19 protein-coding genes and 6 pseudogenes are annotated in these 21,835 nt (G+C 43.3%); 6 read left to right on the top strand and 19 right to left on the bottom strand.

All coding sequences use genetic code 11. The features are described 5' to 3' along the window. Window positions 1–6: 6 nt before the first annotated feature. Window positions 7–837: a transporter substrate-binding domain-containing protein gene (locus tag AN963_RS10055; protein WP_055744533.1), complete on the bottom strand. Its 831-nt coding sequence runs from the start codon at window positions 835–837 to the stop codon at window positions 7–9. Window positions 838–978: 141 nt separating this feature from the next. Next, window positions 979–2,292, bottom strand: a complete 1,314-nt coding sequence (locus AN963_RS10060) for an aspartate aminotransferase family protein (RefSeq protein ID WP_055744331.1) — start codon at window positions 2,290–2,292, stop codon at window positions 979–981. A gap of 247 nt (window positions 2,293–2,539) precedes the next feature. On the opposite strand from AN963_RS10060, the gene AN963_RS10065 reads away from it, so the two are divergent. Beyond that, entirely contained in the window at window positions 2,540–4,198 is a 1,659-nt protein-coding gene (locus AN963_RS10065; protein WP_055744332.1) for a PucR family transcriptional regulator, read from the top strand. Between the two features lie 155 nt (window positions 4,199–4,353). Continuing rightward, a pseudogene (locus AN963_RS32660) lies at window positions 4,354–4,644 on the top strand (IS4 family transposase); the annotation flags it as partial. Between the two features lie 315 nt (window positions 4,645–4,959). Here AN963_RS32660 and AN963_RS10075 read toward each other — a convergent pair. The 4 genes from AN963_RS10075 to AN963_RS10090 all read right to left on the bottom strand — a co-directional run bounded on the left by AN963_RS10075 (window position 4,960) and on the right by AN963_RS10090 (window position 7,336). Beyond that, entirely contained in the window at window positions 4,960–5,847 is an 888-nt protein-coding gene (locus AN963_RS10075) for a tyrosine-type recombinase/integrase (RefSeq protein ID WP_055744334.1), read from the bottom strand. A 220-nt stretch (window positions 5,848–6,067) separates the two neighbouring features. Further along, a complete protein-coding gene (locus tag AN963_RS10080) occupies window positions 6,068–6,262 on the bottom strand; it encodes a hypothetical protein (protein ID WP_055744335.1) in 195 nt (64 codons plus the stop codon). Window positions 6,263–6,624: 362 nt separating this feature from the next. After that, window positions 6,625–6,843, bottom strand: a complete 219-nt coding sequence (locus AN963_RS10085; protein WP_055744336.1) for a helix-turn-helix domain-containing protein — start codon at window positions 6,841–6,843, stop codon at window positions 6,625–6,627. Window positions 6,844–6,853: 10 nt separating this feature from the next. Then, window positions 6,854–7,336, bottom strand: a complete 483-nt coding sequence (locus AN963_RS10090) for a DUF2975 domain-containing protein (protein ID WP_055744337.1) — start codon at window positions 7,334–7,336, stop codon at window positions 6,854–6,856. A 279-nt stretch (window positions 7,337–7,615) separates the two neighbouring features. Between AN963_RS10090 and AN963_RS10095 the strand changes: the two are divergent. Both AN963_RS10095 and AN963_RS32535 read left to right on the top strand, forming a co-directional pair. Continuing rightward, window positions 7,616–7,951: pseudogene (locus AN963_RS10095) on the top strand (sigma 54-interacting transcriptional regulator); the annotation flags it as partial. After that, the gene (locus AN963_RS32535; protein WP_161827267.1) at window positions 7,945–8,214 is read left to right on the top strand and encodes a helix-turn-helix domain-containing protein; all 270 of its coding nucleotides are present in this window, start codon (window positions 7,945–7,947) and stop codon (window positions 8,212–8,214) included. The pseudogene AN963_RS10095 and the gene AN963_RS32535, both read left to right, overlap by 7 nt. Window positions 8,215–8,237: 23 nt before the next feature. Here AN963_RS32535 and AN963_RS10100 read toward each other — a convergent pair whose 3' ends face one another. The 5 genes and pseudogenes from AN963_RS10100 to AN963_RS10115 all read right to left on the bottom strand — a co-directional run bounded on the left by AN963_RS10100 (window position 8,238) and on the right by AN963_RS10115 (window position 12,262). Next, entirely contained in the window at window positions 8,238–9,500 is a 1,263-nt protein-coding gene (locus tag AN963_RS10100; protein ID WP_055744339.1) for an aminopeptidase P family protein, read from the bottom strand. A gap of 37 nt (window positions 9,501–9,537) precedes the next feature. Further along, window positions 9,538–9,972, bottom strand: a pseudogene (locus AN963_RS30250) (beta-eliminating lyase-related protein); the annotation flags it as partial. Continuing rightward, a complete protein-coding gene (locus AN963_RS31865) occupies window positions 9,952–10,089 on the bottom strand; it encodes a hypothetical protein (RefSeq protein WP_236707942.1) in 138 nt (45 codons plus the stop codon). The gene AN963_RS31865 and the pseudogene AN963_RS30250, both read right to left, overlap by 21 nt. A gap of 399 nt (window positions 10,090–10,488) precedes the next feature. After that, a complete protein-coding gene (locus tag AN963_RS10110; RefSeq protein WP_236707918.1) occupies window positions 10,489–10,890 on the bottom strand; it encodes an aminotransferase class V-fold PLP-dependent enzyme in 402 nt (133 codons plus the stop codon). Between the two features lie 130 nt (window positions 10,891–11,020). Next, window positions 11,021–12,262, bottom strand: a complete 1,242-nt coding sequence (locus AN963_RS10115) for a serine hydroxymethyltransferase (protein ID WP_055744342.1) — start codon at window positions 12,260–12,262, stop codon at window positions 11,021–11,023. A 249-nt stretch (window positions 12,263–12,511) separates the two neighbouring features. Here AN963_RS10115 and pdxR point away from each other — a divergent pair, with 249 nt between their 5' ends. Beyond that, the gene (pdxR, locus tag AN963_RS10120) at window positions 12,512–13,942 is read left to right on the top strand and encodes a MocR-like pyridoxine biosynthesis transcription factor PdxR (RefSeq protein ID WP_055744343.1); all 1,431 of its coding nucleotides are present in this window, start codon (window positions 12,512–12,514) and stop codon (window positions 13,940–13,942) included. A gap of 66 nt (window positions 13,943–14,008) precedes the next feature. Here pdxR and AN963_RS10125 read toward each other — a convergent pair whose 3' ends face one another. From AN963_RS10125 to AN963_RS10135, 3 genes and pseudogenes are all read right to left on the bottom strand, one after another. Further along, complete coding sequence (locus AN963_RS10125; RefSeq protein ID WP_055744344.1) at window positions 14,009–15,235, bottom strand: benzoate/H(+) symporter BenE family transporter; 1,227 nt, start codon at window positions 15,233–15,235, stop codon at window positions 14,009–14,011. Window positions 15,236–15,256: 21 nt separating this feature from the next. Continuing rightward, window positions 15,257–15,999: pseudogene (locus AN963_RS10130) on the bottom strand (YggS family pyridoxal phosphate-dependent enzyme). Window positions 16,000–16,040: 41 nt separating this feature from the next. After that, window positions 16,041–16,577 (bottom strand): pyridoxamine 5'-phosphate oxidase family protein, encoded by a 537-nt coding sequence (locus AN963_RS10135; protein WP_055744345.1) that lies wholly within the window; start codon window positions 16,575–16,577, stop codon window positions 16,041–16,043. Between the two features lie 857 nt (window positions 16,578–17,434). Here AN963_RS10135 and AN963_RS10145 point away from each other — a divergent pair. Then, window positions 17,435–17,740, top strand: a complete 306-nt coding sequence (locus AN963_RS10145) for an NIPSNAP family protein (protein WP_055744347.1) — start codon at window positions 17,435–17,437, stop codon at window positions 17,738–17,740. A 436-nt stretch (window positions 17,741–18,176) separates the two neighbouring features. On the opposite strand, the pseudogene AN963_RS10150 reads toward AN963_RS10145, so the two are convergent. The 5 genes and pseudogenes from AN963_RS10150 to AN963_RS31870 all read right to left on the bottom strand — a co-directional run. After that, window positions 18,177–18,660 (bottom strand): annotated as a pseudogene (locus tag AN963_RS10150) (EVE domain-containing protein). A gap of 239 nt (window positions 18,661–18,899) precedes the next feature. Next, window positions 18,900–19,412, bottom strand: a complete 513-nt coding sequence (locus tag AN963_RS10155; RefSeq protein WP_055744348.1) for a GrpB family protein — start codon at window positions 19,410–19,412, stop codon at window positions 18,900–18,902. A 234-nt stretch (window positions 19,413–19,646) separates the two neighbouring features. After that, window positions 19,647–20,123 (bottom strand): GNAT family N-acetyltransferase, encoded by a 477-nt coding sequence (locus AN963_RS10160; RefSeq protein WP_055744349.1) that lies wholly within the window; start codon window positions 20,121–20,123, stop codon window positions 19,647–19,649. 397 nt (window positions 20,124–20,520) lie between these two features. After that, window positions 20,521–21,105 carry a TMEM175 family protein gene (locus AN963_RS10165; RefSeq protein ID WP_055744350.1) on the bottom strand — a complete coding sequence of 195 codons (585 nt, stop codon included), beginning with the start codon at window positions 21,103–21,105 and terminating at the stop codon, window positions 20,521–20,523. Window positions 21,106–21,202: 97 nt separating this feature from the next. Next, window positions 21,203–21,448 (bottom strand): annotated as a pseudogene (locus AN963_RS31870) (hypothetical protein); the annotation flags it as partial. Window positions 21,449–21,835 lie beyond the last annotated feature (387 nt).

Raw genomic sequence — 21,835 nt, forward strand, 5'->3', positions numbered from 1 at the left:
TATAACCTACTCTTTTTTGCTAATGTCGCGTTTGAAGTATTTCTCGCTCAATTTCTCATAAGTTCCATCTTCATGCATTCTTTTCAGAGCGTCGTTAATCTTGTTCAATAGTTCTGTGTTACCCTTTCGAACTGCAATACCATGCTGTTCCTCTGTCAGAGCAGCACCGCTCTTCCTAATTTTCAGGCCCCTTTGACTAATGGCAAGTTCCCCAACAATGTTGTCAGTGATGACCACGTCATGTTTCCCTTGCTCCAGTGCGCGTAGAGCAGTAACGTCACTGTCGTAGGTTTTTATGTTCTCGGTGTATTGACGTGCTATTTTTTCGTGTGTGGTTCCGAGAGCAACCGCCACCTCTTTCCCTTTTAGCTCTTCCAGTTTCGTAATATTGCTGTCAGGACGGATGAACAGTTGTCCGCCTGAAAGATAGTAGGAATCAGAGAAGTCGATTTTTTGTTTTCGATCTTCGGTGATGACGTGGCTGGCGATAGCGGCATCATACCGACCTTGTTGCACCCCAGCGATGATGCCAGAGAACGGTGAGGTTACAGCATTTGCTTTCAGTCCCAGCCGTTTGGCTATCTCTTCTCCAATCTCGATATCAAACCCAGTCAATTGACCATCTTTAAAATAACTGAACGGTTGATACTCACCGGAAGAAGCGAATGTAAGCACGCCCTCCTCCTTTGTAATGCTAGAAGCGGAATCTTGTCCGCTTGCATTACCGTTTGTTGTCTGCGGTCCTTCGTTGGAATTGGAACCGGGTTGGCCACAACCTGTCGCCAAAAGTAACGTAGAAAGCAGTAAAGTCACTAGTATACCTACGGATTTTTCCATTTTCTTCACCGTTCATTTCCCCTTATCTATGGTTCATGTATCAAGTGAGCCACTTATTTAAGAACTACCATACGGAAGATAAACTAAAATCTTAACCTTGCTCATTTTTCGAAGAGTAGGATAAAGAATTTGAAGAGAATTTTATTCAATACATTTTGCAATTACTTGCATGGAGTCGGAAAATGCCTTCACAGCCTGGTCGATATGGAAATCAGTCATAACTGTTGACAGATTCCACATCCCTCTTGGTGCAGTATAGATACCGCGATTCAGCAACTCTATATGAAATAACTGCGTGAAGTCTTTACGCGAACGATGAGTAGACGCGTAGTTGATTGGCGGTTGTTCTGTAAAATGCACATTTAGCAGTGAGCCGGAGCGTGTAACAGACGCAGGGACAAAAAGTCGATGGATTGCCTCTTGCATCTGCATCTGCAATTTCTTCGCCAATGTTTCCAAATGGTCAATCGCTTGCTGATCCAGTAGCTCCATCGAAGTAATCCCTGCGGCCATCGTAATCCTGTTCCCGTTGAATGTGCCACCGTGTGAAAGATGGTTCAAATTCGCTGGATCAAATAGAGACATAATGTCTGCTCTTCCCCCAAACGCCCCTACGGGAAAGCCTCCACCGATAATCTTCCCCAATGCGGTCAAATCTGGAGTAACGTGATACTTGCTTTGAGCCCCACCTGTGCTCAAGCGCAAAGTCTGCACTTCGTCAAATATCAGGAGGACGTCATACCTATTAGCCAGTTCCCGTAGGCCTGCTAAATATCCTGATAGTGGAGGAATTACACCGGCTGCCCCCATCACAGGTTCCACCAGAATAGCCGCGATTTCTTTAGCCCGTTGAATCAGAAGCTGTTCCATCGCCTCGAGATCATTGAATGGTACGGCATAAACATCCTGTGCCACTCGCACGGGAATCCCCATCGAGACGGGAGCCTGCTGCGTATTGAATAGCTCTATTTGCGCGGTTTCATGAGTTCCGTGATAGCCCCCCTCCATTTTGATGATCCCAGCCCGATTCGTAAAAGCACGGGCCACGCGTATTGCAAACATCGTCGCTTCAGTACCGGAGTTACAAAAACGAATCTGCTCGATTCCTGGTACCCTTGCGCACAATATTTCGGCGAGAGAGATCTGTTCCTCAATGACACTGGCATAGGAAGTCCCTGAGCTCAAAGCCTGATTCACTTTCTCTACAACCTTCGAATGTGCATGTCCGTGAATCGTTGCCGTGTAATTATTCAAAAAATCCAAGTAATGATTCCCGTCGATGTCCTGAAATTCCGGTCCACTCCCATTACTTACGGTGATTGGATATGGACTAAAATAAACAGTAGAGCGTGTGTCACCACCAGGCATGACTCGTCGAGCAGCCTGGTATTTCTCCATTGACTTTGGGGTTCGAATAGAAAATTCTCGTTCAGCATTGATAACTTCCCGAATCATATTAACTTTCCCCTACCTTCGTTCTAAGATTGGTTTTCCAAAGTTTACATTTCACGCCTACGGTTGTTGACTTTGATAAACTGGCACTATAATAGGCTTTAACGAAAAAATGTTCCTTAGCCCCAGCCCTTGTTAGCCTAATCATAGAGGAGGAACAGTAGCAACAACAATTGTCGGGATTGATAAAAGTAGTCCATTGTTTTTATTCATCTTGGATAAAAACCAATCAATAAGTGAGGGGTAATTTATGGGGATCACCATCCAGGAAGCGCTACAGTTGCCGATCATGAAAAAAGCAAAACTCGTGGCTGGAAAGGAAGGCATACGAAATACAATCAAATGGGTAACCATTGTTGAAGTTCTTGTTCCGGACGACATCGACCGTCTCCAGGAAGGAGAATTACTCATTACGACTGGCTTTGGTGTTATGGAATCGGACGAGAAACGCGAGGTCTTTCACTTGTTATTATCGATGAAAAAACTGTCGGGCATCGCATTATATACTGGGTTCCGTCTGCCAGAGGTTCCTGAATCGTTTATTGAAATCGCCAATAAACATGACATGCCACTTTTAGAAATTTCTCCTGAGATTAATTTCTCGATGATCACAAAAGAAATATTGGAGCAAATTGTAAACAGTCAGATGAAACTGCTCGAGTATTCCCATAGCATCCACGAAAAGTTTACCCGGCTCGTCCTATGTAGTCAGGGGCTGCTCCCCATCACGCAAACTCTGTCCAGATTGATCCAAGGTAGTGTTATCGTCATCAATGATTTATCCGAGATTGCGCAGCATTGCCTCATTCATCACACGTTGAGCGTATCAGGGGCGGAGTGCATAACAATCAGAGAAGACGTCATTCGTTTGCAAGAGCTTTTGAGCAGGTGCACGCTTAGATCCAATGAGAGTTTTGTATCGCATAAACAAGATTATGTCATTCACATCCAACCGATTGTCGCGAGTCAGGATCACTATGGATTTATCGTTTCAATGAAAGAAAGTGAAAAGTGGGAAAAGCTTGACAGCATTGCAATTGAGCATGCTGCTACCGTCTATGCAATTGAAATCTTAAAGCTAAAGGCGGTACAAGAAACTCGAATCCGACTGCAAGGGGATTATCTAGAAGAGCTCTTAAACGAAAGCTTTATTAATCAATCGCAAGCGTTTAAACGGGGGAAAACACTCGGTTTAGACCTGACTTTAAAACATGCGGTTATTCGTTTTCAATTTGCTTCAATCCAGAGGGCAACCATTGCTGTCCAATTATTCGATCAATTGATGAAACTAAAAAATAGGCAAACTGTAATAAAGAAAAAACAAGATACATTGATTGTGTTAGCAGAAGTAAAGAATGACAAATTCAATTCCAACAAACAGGACAGTTTACAATTGGCCCAAGCGATACATGATAAATGGGAACGTTTATTCCCTCAAGATGTGATAAAGATTGGGATTGGCCGAGTCTATTCCGATTTGCAGGAATTGCCCAAAAGTGCCCGAGAGGCGGAATATTCCATTCATTTTTCGGACTTGCTCCTTGAATCCAAAACAATGGTTCACTACGACGATTTAGGGCATTATCACATATTGATACAGATGGTAGAAGCAGGCATGGACCTTCGTGATTTCTATGAAAATCTTCTTGGTCCGTTATTCAGTCTTCAAGGGGACGCTCTACTTCGTACGTTGGAAGTCTATCTGCATCACAAGAACATGCAGATCGCCGCAGATGAAATTTTTGTCCATCGTCAAACCTTGAGATACAGATTGACGCAAATCGAAAAGCTTACCAGCCTTGACCTAAAATCACCGGACGATCAGATGAAGCTGCAGCTAGCAATAATGGCTTATAAATTAGATCGTTTGAAGAATCCAACAAAGTTTGAAAAACTCCATAAATCTTGAATGATTAACTCAACTTTCGCAGCTTGAAAAAGCTTGCGTTGCCATTACTGGGTTCTCTGACAAAATAATTGCTAAATTGACGCAAAAACACCTTTCCGTTTAGTAGAGTGGAAGCGAACGACTCCCCAACTACAAACAGAAAGGTGCGTACTCCCATGGTACAGCACATCTCCCTGTCTGAAAAAGCACAAACCAGATTGTCTCAAGCATTTTCTGCCCTTCGAATCGGGACTTTTTTGCGCCAAGCGGGCATTACCAAAAGTCTTGGATTCTCTTGCTTGGCTGTCTTCCAAACGATTTTTTTGCTTGTTTTTCAGCAACGGAACTGGTTTCGCTTGTTACAGAGCGAACAGGGATCATCGTTGCCTGGTAAAGATGTCATTTACCGTTTTCTCAATCATCCGCAATATGCGTGGGGTCGCTTCTTACATGGATTGAGTCTTAGACCGGAACCCCTTATGGTACAAGGAGTCCCGGTCTTCAAAATCACCAGGTATTTAAAAATTTGTTTTAGACTTTACGTCGTAATGAACCAATCCACTGATCTAAACTGAATAATAAAAATTAAGACTGCCTCATTGAACTATTGATCCCGTTAGTGCAACATGCTACTTTATGTCACTTTAAATCTAATCCTTCAATTAATCCGATTTCCTTCGGGGTCAATAATAACTCCAATCGTTCCCCAATCAAATTTCTTGACATCAACAAAGACTCCACGCAGCTCTAACTCTGAGATAGCCTCGCCAAAGTTATTGACGTTAAAACGAGTGACTATCGGGTTCTCCGCTTAGTGAAGCAACCCCGTTATCCTCCAACATGAGATAGCTACCTCCAAAGTCTAATACGGATAAGCCCTCTCCCTTTTTGCGTACATGCAAACCATTCATTGTAAGGAGATCTGTTGTAACTGGGATGGTTCTTTCTCCTGTTTTTAGCTGTCTGTCTCCATCTGATTCCTCTCTGCTAATCAAGTAGATGTTACCCGTTTTTCTTGTTGGGTCAGGATAATCAAAATCCTCTACTTGTAAGTGAAGAAGTTCACCAATTCGCATTCCTGTTTCATAAAGGATTTTGAAAACCAACTGGTTTCTCATCTTTAAATCTTCATTGTGGCTCCAATGATCACCAACGACATCGTAAAAAGTGAGTGCTTGATCTTCAAATAAGCGTTTCCTATCAATACTGCTCTTTTTCTTCTTACGCTTAAAGTAGTGAACCAGCCCTGCTTTTATGGACTTAACTGTATGTCGTAAGTAACCATTATTTGCTTCTGAACTCACATTTCCATTAACCTTGACTACAGGATTCTCAGTTACCCATCCACCTAATGATTCATGGTGACGATAAAAGGAGCTTAATGTAGCTAAATACCGGTTTATAGTTGAAGAGCCTGCCCTACCTGCAACATGCCTATTATCAATGAAGAGAACGAAGTTTTTTAAATCTCTAGGTTTAACTTCATAAAAGTTTATTCCTACAGACTCTAACCACTCATAGAAAATTCTTAAATCCCTTAGATAACTAGCAACCGTATTAATGGAAAGACCTCTTTGAAGCAAGGTATTCGTGAAATCTAAAACCTCTGGAATAATCCTCATGTTGGAATCAACCAACACAAAGGATGCTAAAGTTCTTTTGATTTTCAAGGAAACCCCTCCTTGTTATACGGCTTCTCCTTCCCCTAGTTCCAGACCACTCAAAGATTTCACATCCTTAAGTATGTGAAATTATCTATATAACAAGGATTAGACTATAGATTGCACATTTCCTTTTAACGGTAGCAATAATCACTACTACTAACCGAAAAAAGAAGTTGTAGATTGCACACTCCAAAAAAACAAAAAACCCTTATAAAATAAGGAGTTTTTAAGTGGTTATAGAATGCACATTAAGAAACTCCTCAGAATGGTAGATCATCGTCCGAGATATTGATTGGCTTACCCGCACCACCGAATGGATCATCGATTGCATCATGGGGCCGACTCGGGCTTCCTTGACCAGCGTAGCTGCCCAAATCAGCATCACTGCTTTAGTCCCTTTTGCCACCCAGGAATTCAACATTCTCTGCTACAACCTCGGTCACAAACACTCGCTTCATTAGCGCCCCTTTAAAAAACTAGGTGACAATATTGGATCAGAAGGTAATCCTCACATTTGATTACAAAAATAAAGACTCTCTTCAACGAGTGTCATCATTCGTGTAAAATTTAGGCTACTGTCTGATGATATTAATGTTTTAGACTTTAGGTGTTGATCTGACGCGGTTTTTCGATTGAAAATTCGTTAGCCTTTGAAAAATAAGTTTTAGACTGATCCATTAATAGAAAAAGCGGTGGTTTAAGACCCTGATAATAAAGTCTTAGACTGCCGCTGTTGTTGTTCAACTAACGAACCCGTTAGTTCAATAAATTTGTTGTCTGTTTTTATTGAGTGGCTTCGTCGCTTTTGTACTCCAAAATATCACCCGGCTGACAATTCAAAGTCTTACATATCGCTTCTAATGTTGAAAAACGAACCGCTTTTGCTTTCCCATTTTTCAGAATGGAAAGATTCGCCATAGTAATTCCAACCCTCTCCGAAAGTTCTGTTACGCTCATTTTCCTTTTTGCCAACATCACATCAACATTGATGATAATCGCCATAATATTCACCTCAGATCGTTAAATCATTTTCTGATTTTATATTAATAGCTTCTTGTAAAAGTCTTTGGAGAACAGCAGCAAAAACGGCGATCATCATAGAGGCGAAAATAATGACCAATCCGATTGGTATGAAACTTGGAGGGTCAATTCTCTCCGCCATGAGATAGTAGAGTGGCATACCTAGCAGGTACAAGGTACTGATTGTGATGGCACAGTATTTTATATTCTTTAAAGCCTTTACGGATAATTCCGAGAATGCTTGGTTCTTATCAATATAGCTTAAAAGTTTAAAAGCTTGATACAGAGCAAAGTAAAAAGGTATTGCTGCCGCGTACATATCGATTAAAACGAGAGATTTCATATAAGCGATTTCTGGATACAATTCTCCAGTAAAATTACCGATCTTAGGCACTAAAAATATGCACAAAGCAAGAATTGGGATTCCAATAAGAATAACAGCCATCTTCAAAAAGATTGTTGTTCCCCATTTCATAAAGAGCACCTCACTAATTTAATTACAAAATGACTTTAACACACGTTTTATTGTTTTACAATAAATTAGTATCGTTTTTTATTATATTGTTATTGTTAATGGAATATACTTTTTATTTTAAGCAAAAAAATAAAAAGCATTTCTCATTACAAAGAAATGCTCTTACTTTAAAATGTTAAATTTACAACTTGTTCAATAAAACTGTCCGTTAGCTTAATGCCCCATCGTCAGTCTAATACAATATTTTCTCAGTCCAATTTTCTTTGAACACTTTTTCTCGAAGAAATCGGTGAGATGCCCCTCGACTTGCAAGTGTTGTTACTGAGGGTATTAGAAGAACGGAAAGTGATTATCGCCGCTACGAATTGGGATCTAGCGCATGAAGTGACCTGCGACCGCTTTCGTGCTGATCTCTACTACCGATTGAACATCGCGAAAATTCGCATCCCGTCCTTGTGCGAACAAATAGAAGATTTCGCTCCGCTCGCAAATCAATTTCTTGCACAGCTGATGGCCATCATGGCATTGGTCCTACATCTTAGAGTGATGATGCCTTGCTTACGATGCTCGCCTAAACATGGGCAGGCAATGTCCGTGAACTGCGTAATGTGGTAGAGCGAACTTTTCTCCTCGCCCTGCAAGAAACAACTGTAACCGTGGCGCATATACCTGATGAATGTAAAAAACGAGGGGCAACGACTAGACGTGTTGATAACGCAGCACCGCTTCTAAAAAACAGAGAACGGGAAGCGATTCAACAGGCCATATCCGAAGCCCCTTCCATGCGTGCGGCTGCACGGATTCTTGGGATTGCTAGAAGCACCTTATATCGAAAACTACGAGAGTTCGGAATCGAAGCTAGTGACCGTAATCGATGAATCTATTCGCTCGTAAGCGTTCGCTATTCCTTTTTCCCGATCAACAATTCCACTTCTTCGATTTCCTTCGGGATCTGCGATGAGAGCACCTCGCAGCCGTCTGCTGTTACTAACACATCATCTTCAATCCGAATGCCAATCGCTTCTTCCTCTATGTACAGACCAGGTTCAATCGTGATCACCATACCAGGTTGCATGGCAGTACTGTAATCCGGGATATCGTGCGTATCCAGCCCAAGGTGATGAGACACGGCATGATAGTAATATTTGGACAGCTCACTGCTCTCTTTGATGAGACCGAGACGTAGCAGACCATCTGTAAAGACTTGTTTCGTGACTTCATTTAAATGTTGAAGTGTAACACCAGGCTTCACTGCTTCGATGGTCTTGATTTCTGCTTCGAGCACGAGTTGATAGATCTCTTTCTGACGTTCTGTAAAGCGACCATTCACGGGAAACGTTCGCGAAATATCAGCCGCATAGTAGTTCGATGCTGCACCGAGGTCGAGGAGGACCAAGTCACCATCTTCCGCACGCTGATTATTCGCTTCATAGTGCAAGACAGTAGCATTGATTCCACTAGCAATAATGGGTAAATAAGGAAGCTCGCGAACACCATGCGACTTCAACGTGAAATCGTAGTGCGCCTCTAGCTCATATTCCATGATTCCAGGACGTGCCTGCGACCACATGCGCCTGATTGCTTCATCCGTGATCGCAATAGCACGACTGATTTCTTCGATCTCTGCCGGACTCTTCACCATACGCAGTTCTTTCAGCCATGGGCCAGCATCGTGAATCTGCAGGGTCCGGTATTTCTTCTGCGCGTCTTCAGCAAAAGTCTCTGCAGGGGTCTGCTCATCGCTCCACAGAACGCGATGCAAGTCAAGATAGAGCGAGCCCTTGCCTTCGCAGCGCCTCATAAAGGTACCAAATGATTGGGTCCACTCATCGAGATAGTCGAAGTGTTCGATACCAGACTGCACTTTCGCCTCTTGATACGATAAGACGGCTCCTGTCCATTTCGCTTCCATTTCATTTGGGCGCTGAAGAAATAACGTTTCGGTCACGGTGCCAGCGCGTTTCGTGATCATGAGAATGAGGTTACTGCGCGCGATGCCGGTTAGATAATAGAAGTTGCGGTTCGGTGTAAACAGATATTTATCGTCATTGCTGCGTGTCTTGACAACCCCTGAAAATAGTACAAGTGCGCTGTGATCAGGCATTTTTTCCGCGAGGCTTTGACGGCGATTGATGAACTCTTTTGAATCCATGGTTATTGTCATTTGTTTTCTACCCCTTCGTTCGTGAGTTTCTTCATGGCCCTGTCTGTGTATAAAATATCGAGCAAAACATGCTCAGCTTCTCCTTCGCTACTTGAAAATGTACATGAAACATATTCGATACAGAAATGTCTGGTCTCGTATTTACTCCTTACACTGATGGTACATTCATGCAAGTTCCCGGATACAGACTGATTAAGTCTCCGCTGTAGCGACTTCTCCATACTTTTGCTTCTTTGGTAAAAGCCTCTTCCCCTGCAAGGATCCCACCCGCTATGCCGCTAATCCCTTTGTAATAGGAAAGATACACACTATCGAATAAGGCAAAGACATCTGCAGCTGACTTTTGATAATAGGGCAAAATCTCGAACAGTCTCGCACCGTCCAGATGAATCTTGATTCCATTGTCACGGCAATATGCTGAAATTGCTTCAAGTTCAGTATAGTCTGTCAATTATCCGTCGATTTCACGTTGAAAAAAAATCAATATTCGGATAAAACCGATGAAATCCGGCAAGACATCAAACCCGTTAAACCTGAAATCGAGAAAGACCAGTAATATCCCCCAAAACACTTTGGATAGACCCGTCATGTATCCTCCTTTATTCTATATTTTAGGATACTTTCAACATTTTAGAAACGACTTTCGCAATATGCCTTTTACTGAGTCTATAAAACAAAGAGCAGTCGCTTTAGGTAAACTGCTCCTTGTTTTATTAGATTACGACCGCATTTTATTAAACTATCCTGTCCGTTAGCTTAATGACTCAGGTTAGTCTAAATCATATTTTTCCTAGTCTACAACTATATTTTCACAGTTTAATACTATATTTTATGAGTCTAAAACATTATTTTCAGTGAACAATAATCACTTCAATATGTAAAAGAATTGTCCCGATCATTAGAATTCTGATCGGGACTCGAAGAGTTTCCTTTTATCATCAAAACACCACTTTTTTGTATTTATTATTCAAGAATAATACTTTGTTGTTCAGAACAACACTTTATTGTAATGAATCAATGTTTCAATGGGACGGGACATAATATCACTGGACATATCCGCAACTAGCGGGATATTCCCGGTATCAGGAAAACTCTTATATTGTATACCGCCAATGGTTTCGTTTGAAGTGAGGTGGACATACACCAACTCCTTCGGAATATCCAGGCTGATTAGATCAGGCATTTGTTTGAACTGCTCTTTTTCTCCGCTTGCCAAATCGAGGGTCTTCCCTATTTTCTGCGCTTCTTTCCACGCCTTTCCCGACCATGTTCCGCTGTGTACATACCCTGCTGTTTTTCCTTCTGGCAAAAAGTTGATCGGCACCATAGAAAATTGCGCTTGCTCCCCCTGTAGAAATAAAACGTCGTAATCAGAAGAAAGAGTCAACAATTCTTTAATCCTTTGCTGTGCTGCTTGCAATACTTCCGAAGGCAATGCTCCGGGGCCGGCATTGAAATTATACTCGTAGGTCCTCGATTGTCACTCCTTTAATGAATTGAATTTACGTGCTATCAGACTTTTAAAGCCCCCCATATAAAGGAAATTGGGACGTAATCTCACGTACACTTCCCAATATTTGATCTTTAACCATCGAACTTTTGGGATTTTTAAAGGCAAGTCCAATAAGCTGGGCAATTTCTTTCATTTCCTTGGGCCCTAATCCTCTAGATGTCATAGCAGGCGTCCCGAAGCGAATGCCACTCGTTACTAACGGGCTTGCCGTATCATAAGGAATAGCGTTTTTATTAGCCGTAATCCCTACTTCATCGAGTATTGTTTCAGCTTCTTTGCCCGTAAGTCCAATCGTACGCAAATCAACCAATACAATATGATTATCTGTTCCTCCCGATACAACGGTTAACCCTTCATTAATTAGTGTTTCCGCCAATACGTTAGCATTTTCAAGAGTTTTTTCCATATACGTTGTGAAATCCGGTTGCAATGCCTCGCCTAGCGCAACCGCTTTTGCCGCGATGACATGCATAAGCGGGCCGCCTTGTGACCCAGGGAATATCGCTTTATCAATGGCTTGCGCCCATGGTTTACGGCACATGATGACACCGCCTCTTGGTCCTCGCAACGTTTTATGCGTTGTCGTCGTAATAAAGTGCGCGTGCGGCACCGGGTTAGGGTGCAAGCCCGCCGCGACAATACCCGCAATATGTGCCATATCCACAAAGAAAAGGGCCCCAACTTCGGCAGCAATTTGGGCGAACAACTCAAATTCGATCGTTCGTGGATAGGCGCTAGCGCCAGCAACGATCATGCGCGGAAGATGCTTATGAGCGAGTTTTCGCACTTGGTCAAAGTCAATGCGCCCCGTTTGTTCATCGACACCATAAGGAACAAAATCGTAAAATCTTCCAGAAAAATTCACCGAACTCCCGTGTGTAAGATGGCCACCATGGGATAAATTCATGCCCAAAATCGTGTCACCAGGCTTGACTGAAGCAAAATAAACCGCCATATTCGCCTGTGCGCCGGAATGAGGCTGCACATTGGCATGTTCAGCACCAAAAAGCTCTTTGATACGGTGAATGGCAAGCTCCTCGATCATATCGACATACTCACATCCGCCATAATATCTTCTTCCTGGATACCCTTCAGCGTATTTGTTGGTCATTACCGTACCTGTAGCTTCCATGACAGCCCGGCTTACAAAATTCTCCGATGCAATCAGTTCTATTTTATCCCGCTGCCGTGTAAGTTCTTGCCGAATAGCGTTGGCCACTGCTTTGTCTTGTTGTTCCAAATATTTCATGAACATCTTCCTTTCTGTCTGCATATTTCGTTATCGAATTCTTAATTTTCGCCCTACGAAAAAAAGGATTGAATTATTCTCGATCCCCTCATTCCCTAGTTAGATATAAAATTCGTTTGTCTAATTCTGTCGTGTTGCAAAAACAACTATTGTCATGATAGTATACCAATCAATGGATTGTTATTAAATATCCATAAATCAGTGTTTAGAGCAATCCATAATTCCAGTAAAAACACTGGAGGTGAATGAATGCTAAAAGTAAACCGAGATGACGAACGTCCCATCTGGCAGCAACTTCTGGACCAATCGATCCATAATATTACAACGGGAAAATGGCAACCAGGCGAATTGCTGCTCCCATCCCGCGAACTCGCCCTATTGATTGGCGTTTCCCGTTCAACGATACAGATTGTTTACGAGGAGTTATTCAGCCGCGGGTACACCGTAACCTCTCGTCGCGGCGGGACAAGAGTGAGCGAATGGACATATGCAACTCGTCCTTCCGAAGAGGCTGCGACCCTAGGACCTGTCCTCCCCGAATTACCTTTATTAAACGCTGCAGTCGGTCATTTGCACAGTTGGTTCGGAGACAAAGATAATCGAAAAGCTGAGATCGATTTCAGTCCCCACGAGCCCTATTTGGACGAACCATTTCAAAAGAGTTGGAGACAATCTTTTTTACAGGCTTCTTCAGAAACAGACCTGGACAGTTGGGCTTATGGCGATGCCTATGGATTCCTGCCGCTACGAGAACAGATTCAACGCTATTTGTCACTTGAACGGGGCGTTCATGTGAATATCGATCAAATCATGTTAACCTCAGGCGCACAACATAGCATCGATTTGATCGCCCAAGCCCTTTTACATGAAGGGGAAACCGTTTCAGTTGAAGATCCTGGCTTCCCTGCTGCCTGGATGGCGATGAAGTATCGGCGTATGCAAGTTGTCTCCGTTCCGGTCGACGAATACGGGCTATGTGTAGACCGTATTCACCCTGGGTCCAAACTTGTCTTTGTTACGCCATCGCACCAGTGTGCGGTTGGAGTGATTATGTCGGAGCCTCGCAGGCAACAATTGCTGCACCTGGCTGCCAAACACCGTTTTTGGATTGTTGAGGATGATTACGACAGCGAATTTCGATATCGCGGCGACCCACTTCCGACCTTGTTCAGTCTGCGACCTCAGAACACGCTGTATATGATGAGCTTTTCCAAAATGGTTGCGCCTGGTATTCGAATATCGGCAATCATTGGTCCCAAAGAGGCCATTCGTCAGCTTGCCCAAGTCCATGCATTAACCTATCGCCATCTTCCCATTATGGAGCAACTAACGCTTACTCATTTTATCGAGCATGGTCATTTCATGCGCCATATGAGACGAGTTCGAAATGTATATCGGCGCAGACACGAAGCCATGACGAAGGCCATCATCACGACAGGCCTGAGCGAACACTTCACACTAAGCGGCGTAGAAACGGGGTTGCATATGCTTCTTGAAGCGGATAAGTCGTTTGACGAAGAGGTCGTGACGAACCTAGCGCTCGAAAAGGGAGTCCGTGTTTATCCGCTTAGCACGTATTGTTTGGAAAGTGATCGAAAAGGATGGGTGCTGGGTTTTGCGAAAGTAGATGAAGCCGCCATTGAAGAAGGCATTTATCGTCTTGCGGAGATGCTTTTATAATACAAGCATCTCCGCCATCACTCTTTTGACCCGCTTTGTACCTGTATCCGTTTTTCGCACCTCCTATTATTTCTGCTCAGCTTGTTGTACTCCCCTCGCCCTGTATGGCTTTATCTGAAATTTCCCATGAATCAATAGATGTGCCGCCAAACCTGCGACAAGTCCCCAGAATGCTCCACCGACGCCAAACAATGTCACATTCGCAGCTGTTGCTAAAAACGTAATCAATGCGGTCTCTCGTCCCTTGGGATCCGTTAAAGCGTTGGCTAGACTACCCCCAATTGTACCAAGCAATGCCAAACCCGCTAACGTCGCGATGAAGGTAGCAGGAAGAATCAAAAACAGAGCAGCCAACGTCACGCCAAATATGCCGACAACAATGTAGAAAATGCCACAGGCAATCCCCGCAATATAACGTTTTGCCGAATCCTCATGCGCGTCTTTCCCTGTGCAAATCGCTGCTGTAATGGCTGCTACATTAAAAGCGTGCGAGCCGAATGGCGCTGTAAGAAGCGAACCCAAACCCGTTACGGTCAATATCGGATTCGCGCTCGTCTTGAATCCATCATTTCGCAATACGAGCATTCCAGGCATGTATTGACCCGTCAGCGTAATAATAAACAGTGGCAATGCGACCCCCAGTATAGCCTGTAACGAAAACTCCGGAACGACAAATACCGGAGTTGCGATTGCCAATTGGATCGTACTGAAATCCGCTTTCCCCATACCAATCAAATACATCAGTCCGATTGCCAGTATGCCTACAATCGCATACCGGGAAGTAAACCGTCTTAGCACGACATAGGCGGCAAACAGAATAACGACAAGCAATGGGTCAACTTTCGCTCCTCCAAAGGCTGAAATGCCAAACTGTAGTAAAATGCCTGCTAACAACCCGGAAGCGATGCTTGGAGGAATCAGCCGGACAAAACATTCAAACATGCCCGATAATCCTAGAACAATAAATCCTGCTGCAGAGATCATGTAAGCACCAATTGCTTCCGGATAAGGGGTTACCGCTAATGCCGAAACGAGAAAAGCCACGCCTGGTGTTGACCAAGCCGTAATAATCGGTTCCCGGTATCGATAGCTGAGCCAGATCCCGGTGACACCCACGCCAATGGAGATCGACCAAATCCATGAAGCGGTCATTTCGGGACTTAAACCCGCGACTTTTGCTGCCTGAAACACGAGAATAAAGGTGCCCCCGTAGTTGACAATGACAGATATTAATGCGGCTACGGTCGGCGATATCCAATCGCGGCCGCGCAGCGAGGGGAATGCTGTGTTCATAATTGTTCTCCTGCCTCTCTCCTAATCGTCCTGGCGCGCGTATTCGTTCCAGTAATAGGCGGCCGGCAAGTAACGTTGGCCGAATACGCTTGTCCCTACGCGGATAATGGTAGCTCCTTCTTCGATGGCCACCTTGAAATCACGGGACATGCCCATCGAGAGGATATCCATTTCTACACGCGGAAATTTTTTCTCCCTAATTTGTGTTTGAATCCATTTTAATAATCGGAAGCAGTGCCGGGTCTCGTCGTTTGTAGCACTCAGTTTTCCAATGGTCATTAAGCCTTTCACGTTTAACGTTTCGAACTGGGATAATTGTTCCACTAACTCCAGTGCCGTTTCCGGCGGAGCTCCAAATTTACTTTCTTCATAGGACGTATTGATTTGCACCAGAATATCCATGGTCTTGTTCTCTTTGACGAGCTGATGGAGCAGGCCTGCCCCAATTTCAAACGGTCTACAGAATGAATGAGCGTAACATATTTGACAACGTCCTTGACTTTATTCGTTTGCAGATGTCCGATAAAATGCCATTCCACCTGCTTATACTGCTGCATAAGTGGAAATTTGTCCCGAAGTTCTTGCGCTTTGTTTTCCCCAAATAGAGTCTCACCCGCTTGTATAGCCATTTGCAATTTTTCAAGCTGTACAGTTTTGGTCGCCAACAACAATTTCACGTCCTCGATCTTGCGCCCTGAGGCTTGGCAAGCCAATTCCATCTGCTGCCTCACGGTATCGAGACTCTCTTTGACTAGATGGCCCATGTCTCTACCCCTCCTTCTGCTCCTGCCTGGCAAATCCACGATTATACGGTTTTTCCTGGTTTGAACATTTTTTCTTCTTCAATCAGATTTTCTTTCGCGGTGATTTGCTGTGGATCAATTCGGTACACCTGAACCGGGCCACCGAATACTGCTGATCGGTATTTGTCCACGTGCTGCTGGGATAACGGCCGATTATAGTAACCAGGTACATACTTATGAATCATTTCTTGCAACATGTGTGAAGCTTCATCCAGATCGACGATGGGCTGTGCCTTACCAAAAATCATGACACTCATATACGCTGTATCTGTCTTGGCTGGCACCGGATCAGTAATCGTTCCATATTCTTCACAAACCGTAAAACAGACCTCCGGATTCGTACCCATAACCTGATTTCGTCTCCCGCCGGTGGCTCCATGGAAATAAAGTTTCCCATTTGTCCAAACAAAATTGAGCGGAACCACATACGGCAGATGACCATCGACCATCCCAAGATGTCCAATGCGAGCTTGCTGTAGAAATGTCTCGATCTTGCCCTTGTCCAACACTTCTCTTATCTTGTAACGTACCCCATCCATAGTTATCACTCCTATTTATTGAAAGATTATGTAAGTTTATCAGCCATTGGAATGAATACAAATGTCCATAACTACCAATCTTGAGCAATCCATATTTCGCGTTAAGCTATGCATTCCTAAGTTAGACCTTAGGCAGTTGTGCATTTGCTTTATAGTTTACATACGCCCTACCCACTCCTCTCCAAGGCCTCTACAGCCCAAACGGGAGGCATTGCCCGTTCCTACGAGCTTCAAACTCCCTGTCCCAATGGGTATAAACACTCTCGCGGGCTCCTCACTGGATCGGTCACCCAAATTTTGTCCTGAACAGCATAGCAGTAGGTCGTGTTCGTATAATCGAAAGAACTGGTTTTGCATAGTCCTCGCCATATTGACTGCCTCCTTTTTGGAAATGAAAAAGAGCCCTGCACAGTGGGCTCTCCTAAATTTTTCTATCATAGATTTGTATAGCCCTCCGGAAAGCCCTATGACAGAGCTACGTGCAGTAAAAAATTAACCTAGAGTAACGGCAGCAACTAATTGAATCTCAACTGGGGCATTGCTGTTTAGTGATAATAAAGTATTAGACCAGCACTCCTTATCTATCAAGGAATCCCGGTCATTATGGTAGCCGGGAATTCGCACAGCAGGGTTCCGTTGGCAAATACCCGGATCAAGAGAGTGGCGCCGAACAAGAATCGAACGATGCCAACAGGAACGACGTTTCCATTTACGATGATGTTTTCACGTCGGATGCCTATAAACTTACCTTACCTCCCTACACAATTTGTTAAATTCCGATCTTCCACAATCATTTCTCCACTTATTCCCGGATATACAGTAAGATTAAGCAAAATAACAGTATTGGGAGTGGAAAAATGGTCACTTGTTATTTGAAATATGTTATCGATCCATACCAGGTTGATGTTTTTGAAGAGTATGCAAAAATGTGGATTCCTCTCGTTAATAAGTTTGGTGGACAGCATCATGGTTATTTTCTACCTCATGAAGGGGCAAATAACATCGCCTATGCCCTTTTCAGTTTCCCAAGTTTGGCTGAATACGAAGATTACCGAAAGAAAATCCTTGTCGATGAAGATTGCAAGAAAGCCTTTATCCTTGCCGAGCAAACGAAGTGCATTATCAGTTTTGAAAGAAGTTTCCTACGCCCGGTTCTTGAATAAAAAGCCCTCCAATCTTGCCCATCTTATGAAAGATGGGCAATTCAACGATATTTAACGTATTGAGCAGTTTGTTAATCTGATTTGATTATTCGTTTTATGGATATTGATGTGGTTTTCATGGTATGATTTGGTAAATGCTATTTCTGGAGGTGTAAGTATTGTCTAACAAGATCCAGAATTACATTTACATCTTTGTAATGTGTCTAACAATAGCTGTCGAGTTTCTTGTAAATTAATACTCAATTGTTCGTTACCCGATTAATTGATCGGGTTTTTATTTTGTCGCTCATTTAACTTAATTGAGCTTGTGTTAAATAGGTTCATTTCTCAACTATCCCGCCAAATAGTAAACGAGGCTGCCGGATCATATCCAGCAGCCTCTGATGTTTTTGTTCCGCTATCGAACCCGTTAGTTTAATGCTGACTAAGGTTCCGCTTAATGATGTGACTTCGAAATATGTTGAATGTTATCCGTATCGCCAAGCATTGCGCCAGCAATCGTCCGAAAATCTTCGATCCCGAACTCAAAATGGCCAAAGCGGAAGTTATATCCCCTATTTCGATTCCCGTGTGTAAAGGTAAGCTGGTCCAATAGGGCGGTATTCTTCCTTCACTTCGCGACACGGGAGATAGCGGATATTCCGACGATATGGCACAAAGGAATCGGACATCGGATATTCGTAGACTCTGTCATCCGCAACAAGACCAATGGCGGTAAATGCTTGAAGCGCCTCTCCCCTCGACAAGTCCGTTCGTGGGGAGTAGTATATCAACCAATCATTTGAAGACATCCGCCGTAATGGTGTCGACTTGCCATGGCAGAGCTGTGCGAATCCACCCTGCACCCCCAGTTTTACGTGAGAAGCAGATACAACTCCAATCCAGTAACGGCTTTGCTGGTGTTTTAGATTGATCGTCATCGTTCCTGTCCCTTCCTTCTCCATGATTTATAGGTTACATGTTAAAAAATTTTTAAACGGTCCATCTGCAGAATATGATGACGATAGTGCATTTCGATAAGCAAAAACAACTCCCTAATAATCATCTGATGTAACGATATAAAAACGCTACTGACACCATCTTGTCAGTAGCGTTTAACATTTTTCAGTTTCATCGCGAACCCTAAAAAGCTATCGAACCCGTTAGCTTAATGTTCTTTTCACATTTCGTACCATTGTAGTGCGTTTCTTTCTAGATCTTTAACAAACGCATCTTTACCGTCCATATAGGCTTCTATGTCCCTTGGGAACTGTTTGGCGAGACTTTCTTTTAAATCGCCATACCGTTTTGCGTCACTGGTATGTGTCCGGAGGTAATCTCTTACCGCCAAATGGCGATTAATATCTTCCTTGTTATCCCCTTGAAACACATGCACTTGATGCGTGCGATTATCCCCGCCTTTTCGGAAATATCTTCTTCCTTTCATTCCGAGCTCTCCCATACATTCGTAACCAAGTGCTTCCATTTGAACATTAAACGAATCGATTCTTTCAATATCTTCTACTACTGGCATAATATCAATGATTGGTTTGGATTTTAATCCTGGTACAGAAGTACTACCTATATGATGAATGTCGATTAACTCATCACCAAAGATATCCTTAATTTTTTGAGATTCCTCGCTAAACTTATGTTGCCAATTCTCGTTATATTCAGTAACCACAACATTCATCTAATTAACCTCCTCAGGGAAATGATCCTTTGCGATCAGTTTAGGGCATTAGATCATCTTATAAAATCAAGTGAAGTGATGTCAATGAAATTTGACCAACACCAGCGGCCTTACTGGTATCGTCATAAGAAACATAATTAAGCTAATTCTATTCAAAACTGCCCTTTAGACTAGAAAAGGCAGCCGGTTGTTAACGGCTGCCTTTATGTATGGATTGTTGAGCTATCGAACCCGTTATCTTAATCTAAACTCCATTTTTCTACTTTTTGTTGTCATTCCAATTGATTCATAAAAATGGATTGCATTTTGATTCTTCTCTAAGACCCCCAATTCAATACTATCAACTTTCAAACCTCTTGCGAAGTCAAAAACATGTTGCATGAGTTTACTTCCGATACCCTTTTGCCTAATCGTATCAGCAACACATAAACTGTCCACAAGTAAGACCTTCCTCGCATTAACAAATGAATTTTCAGGTATTTCTTCTTCCTTCAAAACAACGACACCGACTATTTCAATACCTAGAGTGGCCACAAAGATATGCTGCTTATCATCTTTTAGTTGGTTATTAAAGAACTCTTCCCCCACTGGAACCGAGTTCTTTTTGTATAGGTCTGATCGTTCCATAACGTGCAAATGATGAACTTGCCAAAACAAGGATAATAACGACTCGTAATCATCTTGATTAGCATTTCGGATAAAAATATCCATGCTTCCCCACCCCGACAATTGTTTAAACGCTTATTTTATCACTTTATACTTAACAGAAAATAATCAGTAAATATGCTATCCTTCCCTTTAGTTTAATAGAGACTGCCGAATAACACCGGCAGCCTCTGTTTGTGTTTGTTCCGCTATTGAACACGTTAGTTCAATAACATCTTAAACTTGTGATACGGTTCAGCTTAAAGGGCCTATCGGCGAAAAATCCGCAGAGGCACATCACCACGAATTTTTTGGCTCGTTGAATCAAACCAATTTCAATCCTGGGATTATGGTCAAGCCTTCGTAAACATGCCCTGAAGGCGTCCAAATACTCGGCGGCCTGGATGTTTATCATTCAACTACGTGCCCTTTAGCTCAATTATCGAGTAACTAGAACACCTGTTCAATTTTGATGGCCTCGGAGTGCATGCTCGATTCGCTTATCCGGTAAGAACCAGACCACCGCAACAAGTAGGAAAAAGAAACCGGATATCCAAGGACTCACATATGCGGTCAAGGCCGCGATCAAGTAGAGCACGGGAGATAATTTCCCCTTCAAGTTTCTGCCCATCGCCAGAACAAATGAGGAATCGCCGGGATGCTGGCTAATAATCGCGCGCTGAAGCAGCCAGTACGAGAAGGCCGCGAGTAGTAAAATAATACCATACAGCGCCGTTGGTGTGGCTGCAAAATAGCTTTCACCCATCCAAGCTGTTGTGAACGGCACAAGGGATAACCAGAAAAGAAGCAGCAAGTTGAGCCACATTAAACGCCCGTTCATCGTTCGAACCATGTGCAGTAGATGATGATGATTGTTCCAGTAGATGCCGATATATACAAAACTGAAGATGTAGCTTAAAATTTTTGGGCCAAGCTCGATCAGCGCATACCAGTCATGGCCTTCCGGCACTTTAAATTCCAGCACCATGATCGTAATGATAATCGCCAGCACGCCATCGCTGAACGCTTCCATCCGATTTGCTTTCAAAGTGTTTCACCTTTTCCTCTCTTCGCGTTTAAAGTTGAATTGGCTATCCCTTACAGGTAGGGATCCCATAAATTTCTTTCATTATTCTCACTTTCATTCAGTAATCGCGCGCTGCATCAAACCAGCGTTGAGCCATGACCTCTGGAATAGTCTGGCCGATTAGGTGGTCAGACTGGCTTAGTTGCCATAGCGTTTCACCAAGGTCTTCACTTTCAGTGGTTTCGATGTCTTTGAGGGTATTGTAGCGTACGGGGAAGGCCGTAATGGCTGCCTCGGCATCGGCCAAGCTACGGGCCTGGGCCAAGGTTGCCTGTGCAACGTCGTAAGCTTCGGTCCCAGCCCTTTTTTAATAACGTCATAAAACATTTTATACTATTCAAACAATACATATCTAGCATAATAACAGTCGGTTGAACATAACGTACGTACTTGAAATTAGATTAGGTATTCAACTAACCTGCCCTTCGTATTATGAGGTCAGCCAGTTTTTACTGGTTGACCATTTTTTATATAGTTCTACGATTACGGTAGCCGGGGTAGAACGTCCCTGCCCGTGGGGCATTGACCCCGTCCGCTAAACTGTTCACCCCCTACTTGTAGAAACATGTTTGAGGCTGGTTGGGACTTAGATCTCGTATAACAAGCGAAGCTATGATACTACAAGCAGGACTAGGGGTTACCGGCAAATTATCTTGGAAAAGGAGCGATACAATGAATCCAGTCGTTGGTC

Source organism: Brevibacillus choshinensis (assembly GCF_001420695.1).
GTDB classification, from domain to species: Bacteria; Bacillota; Bacilli; order Brevibacillales; family Brevibacillaceae; genus Brevibacillus; species Brevibacillus choshinensis.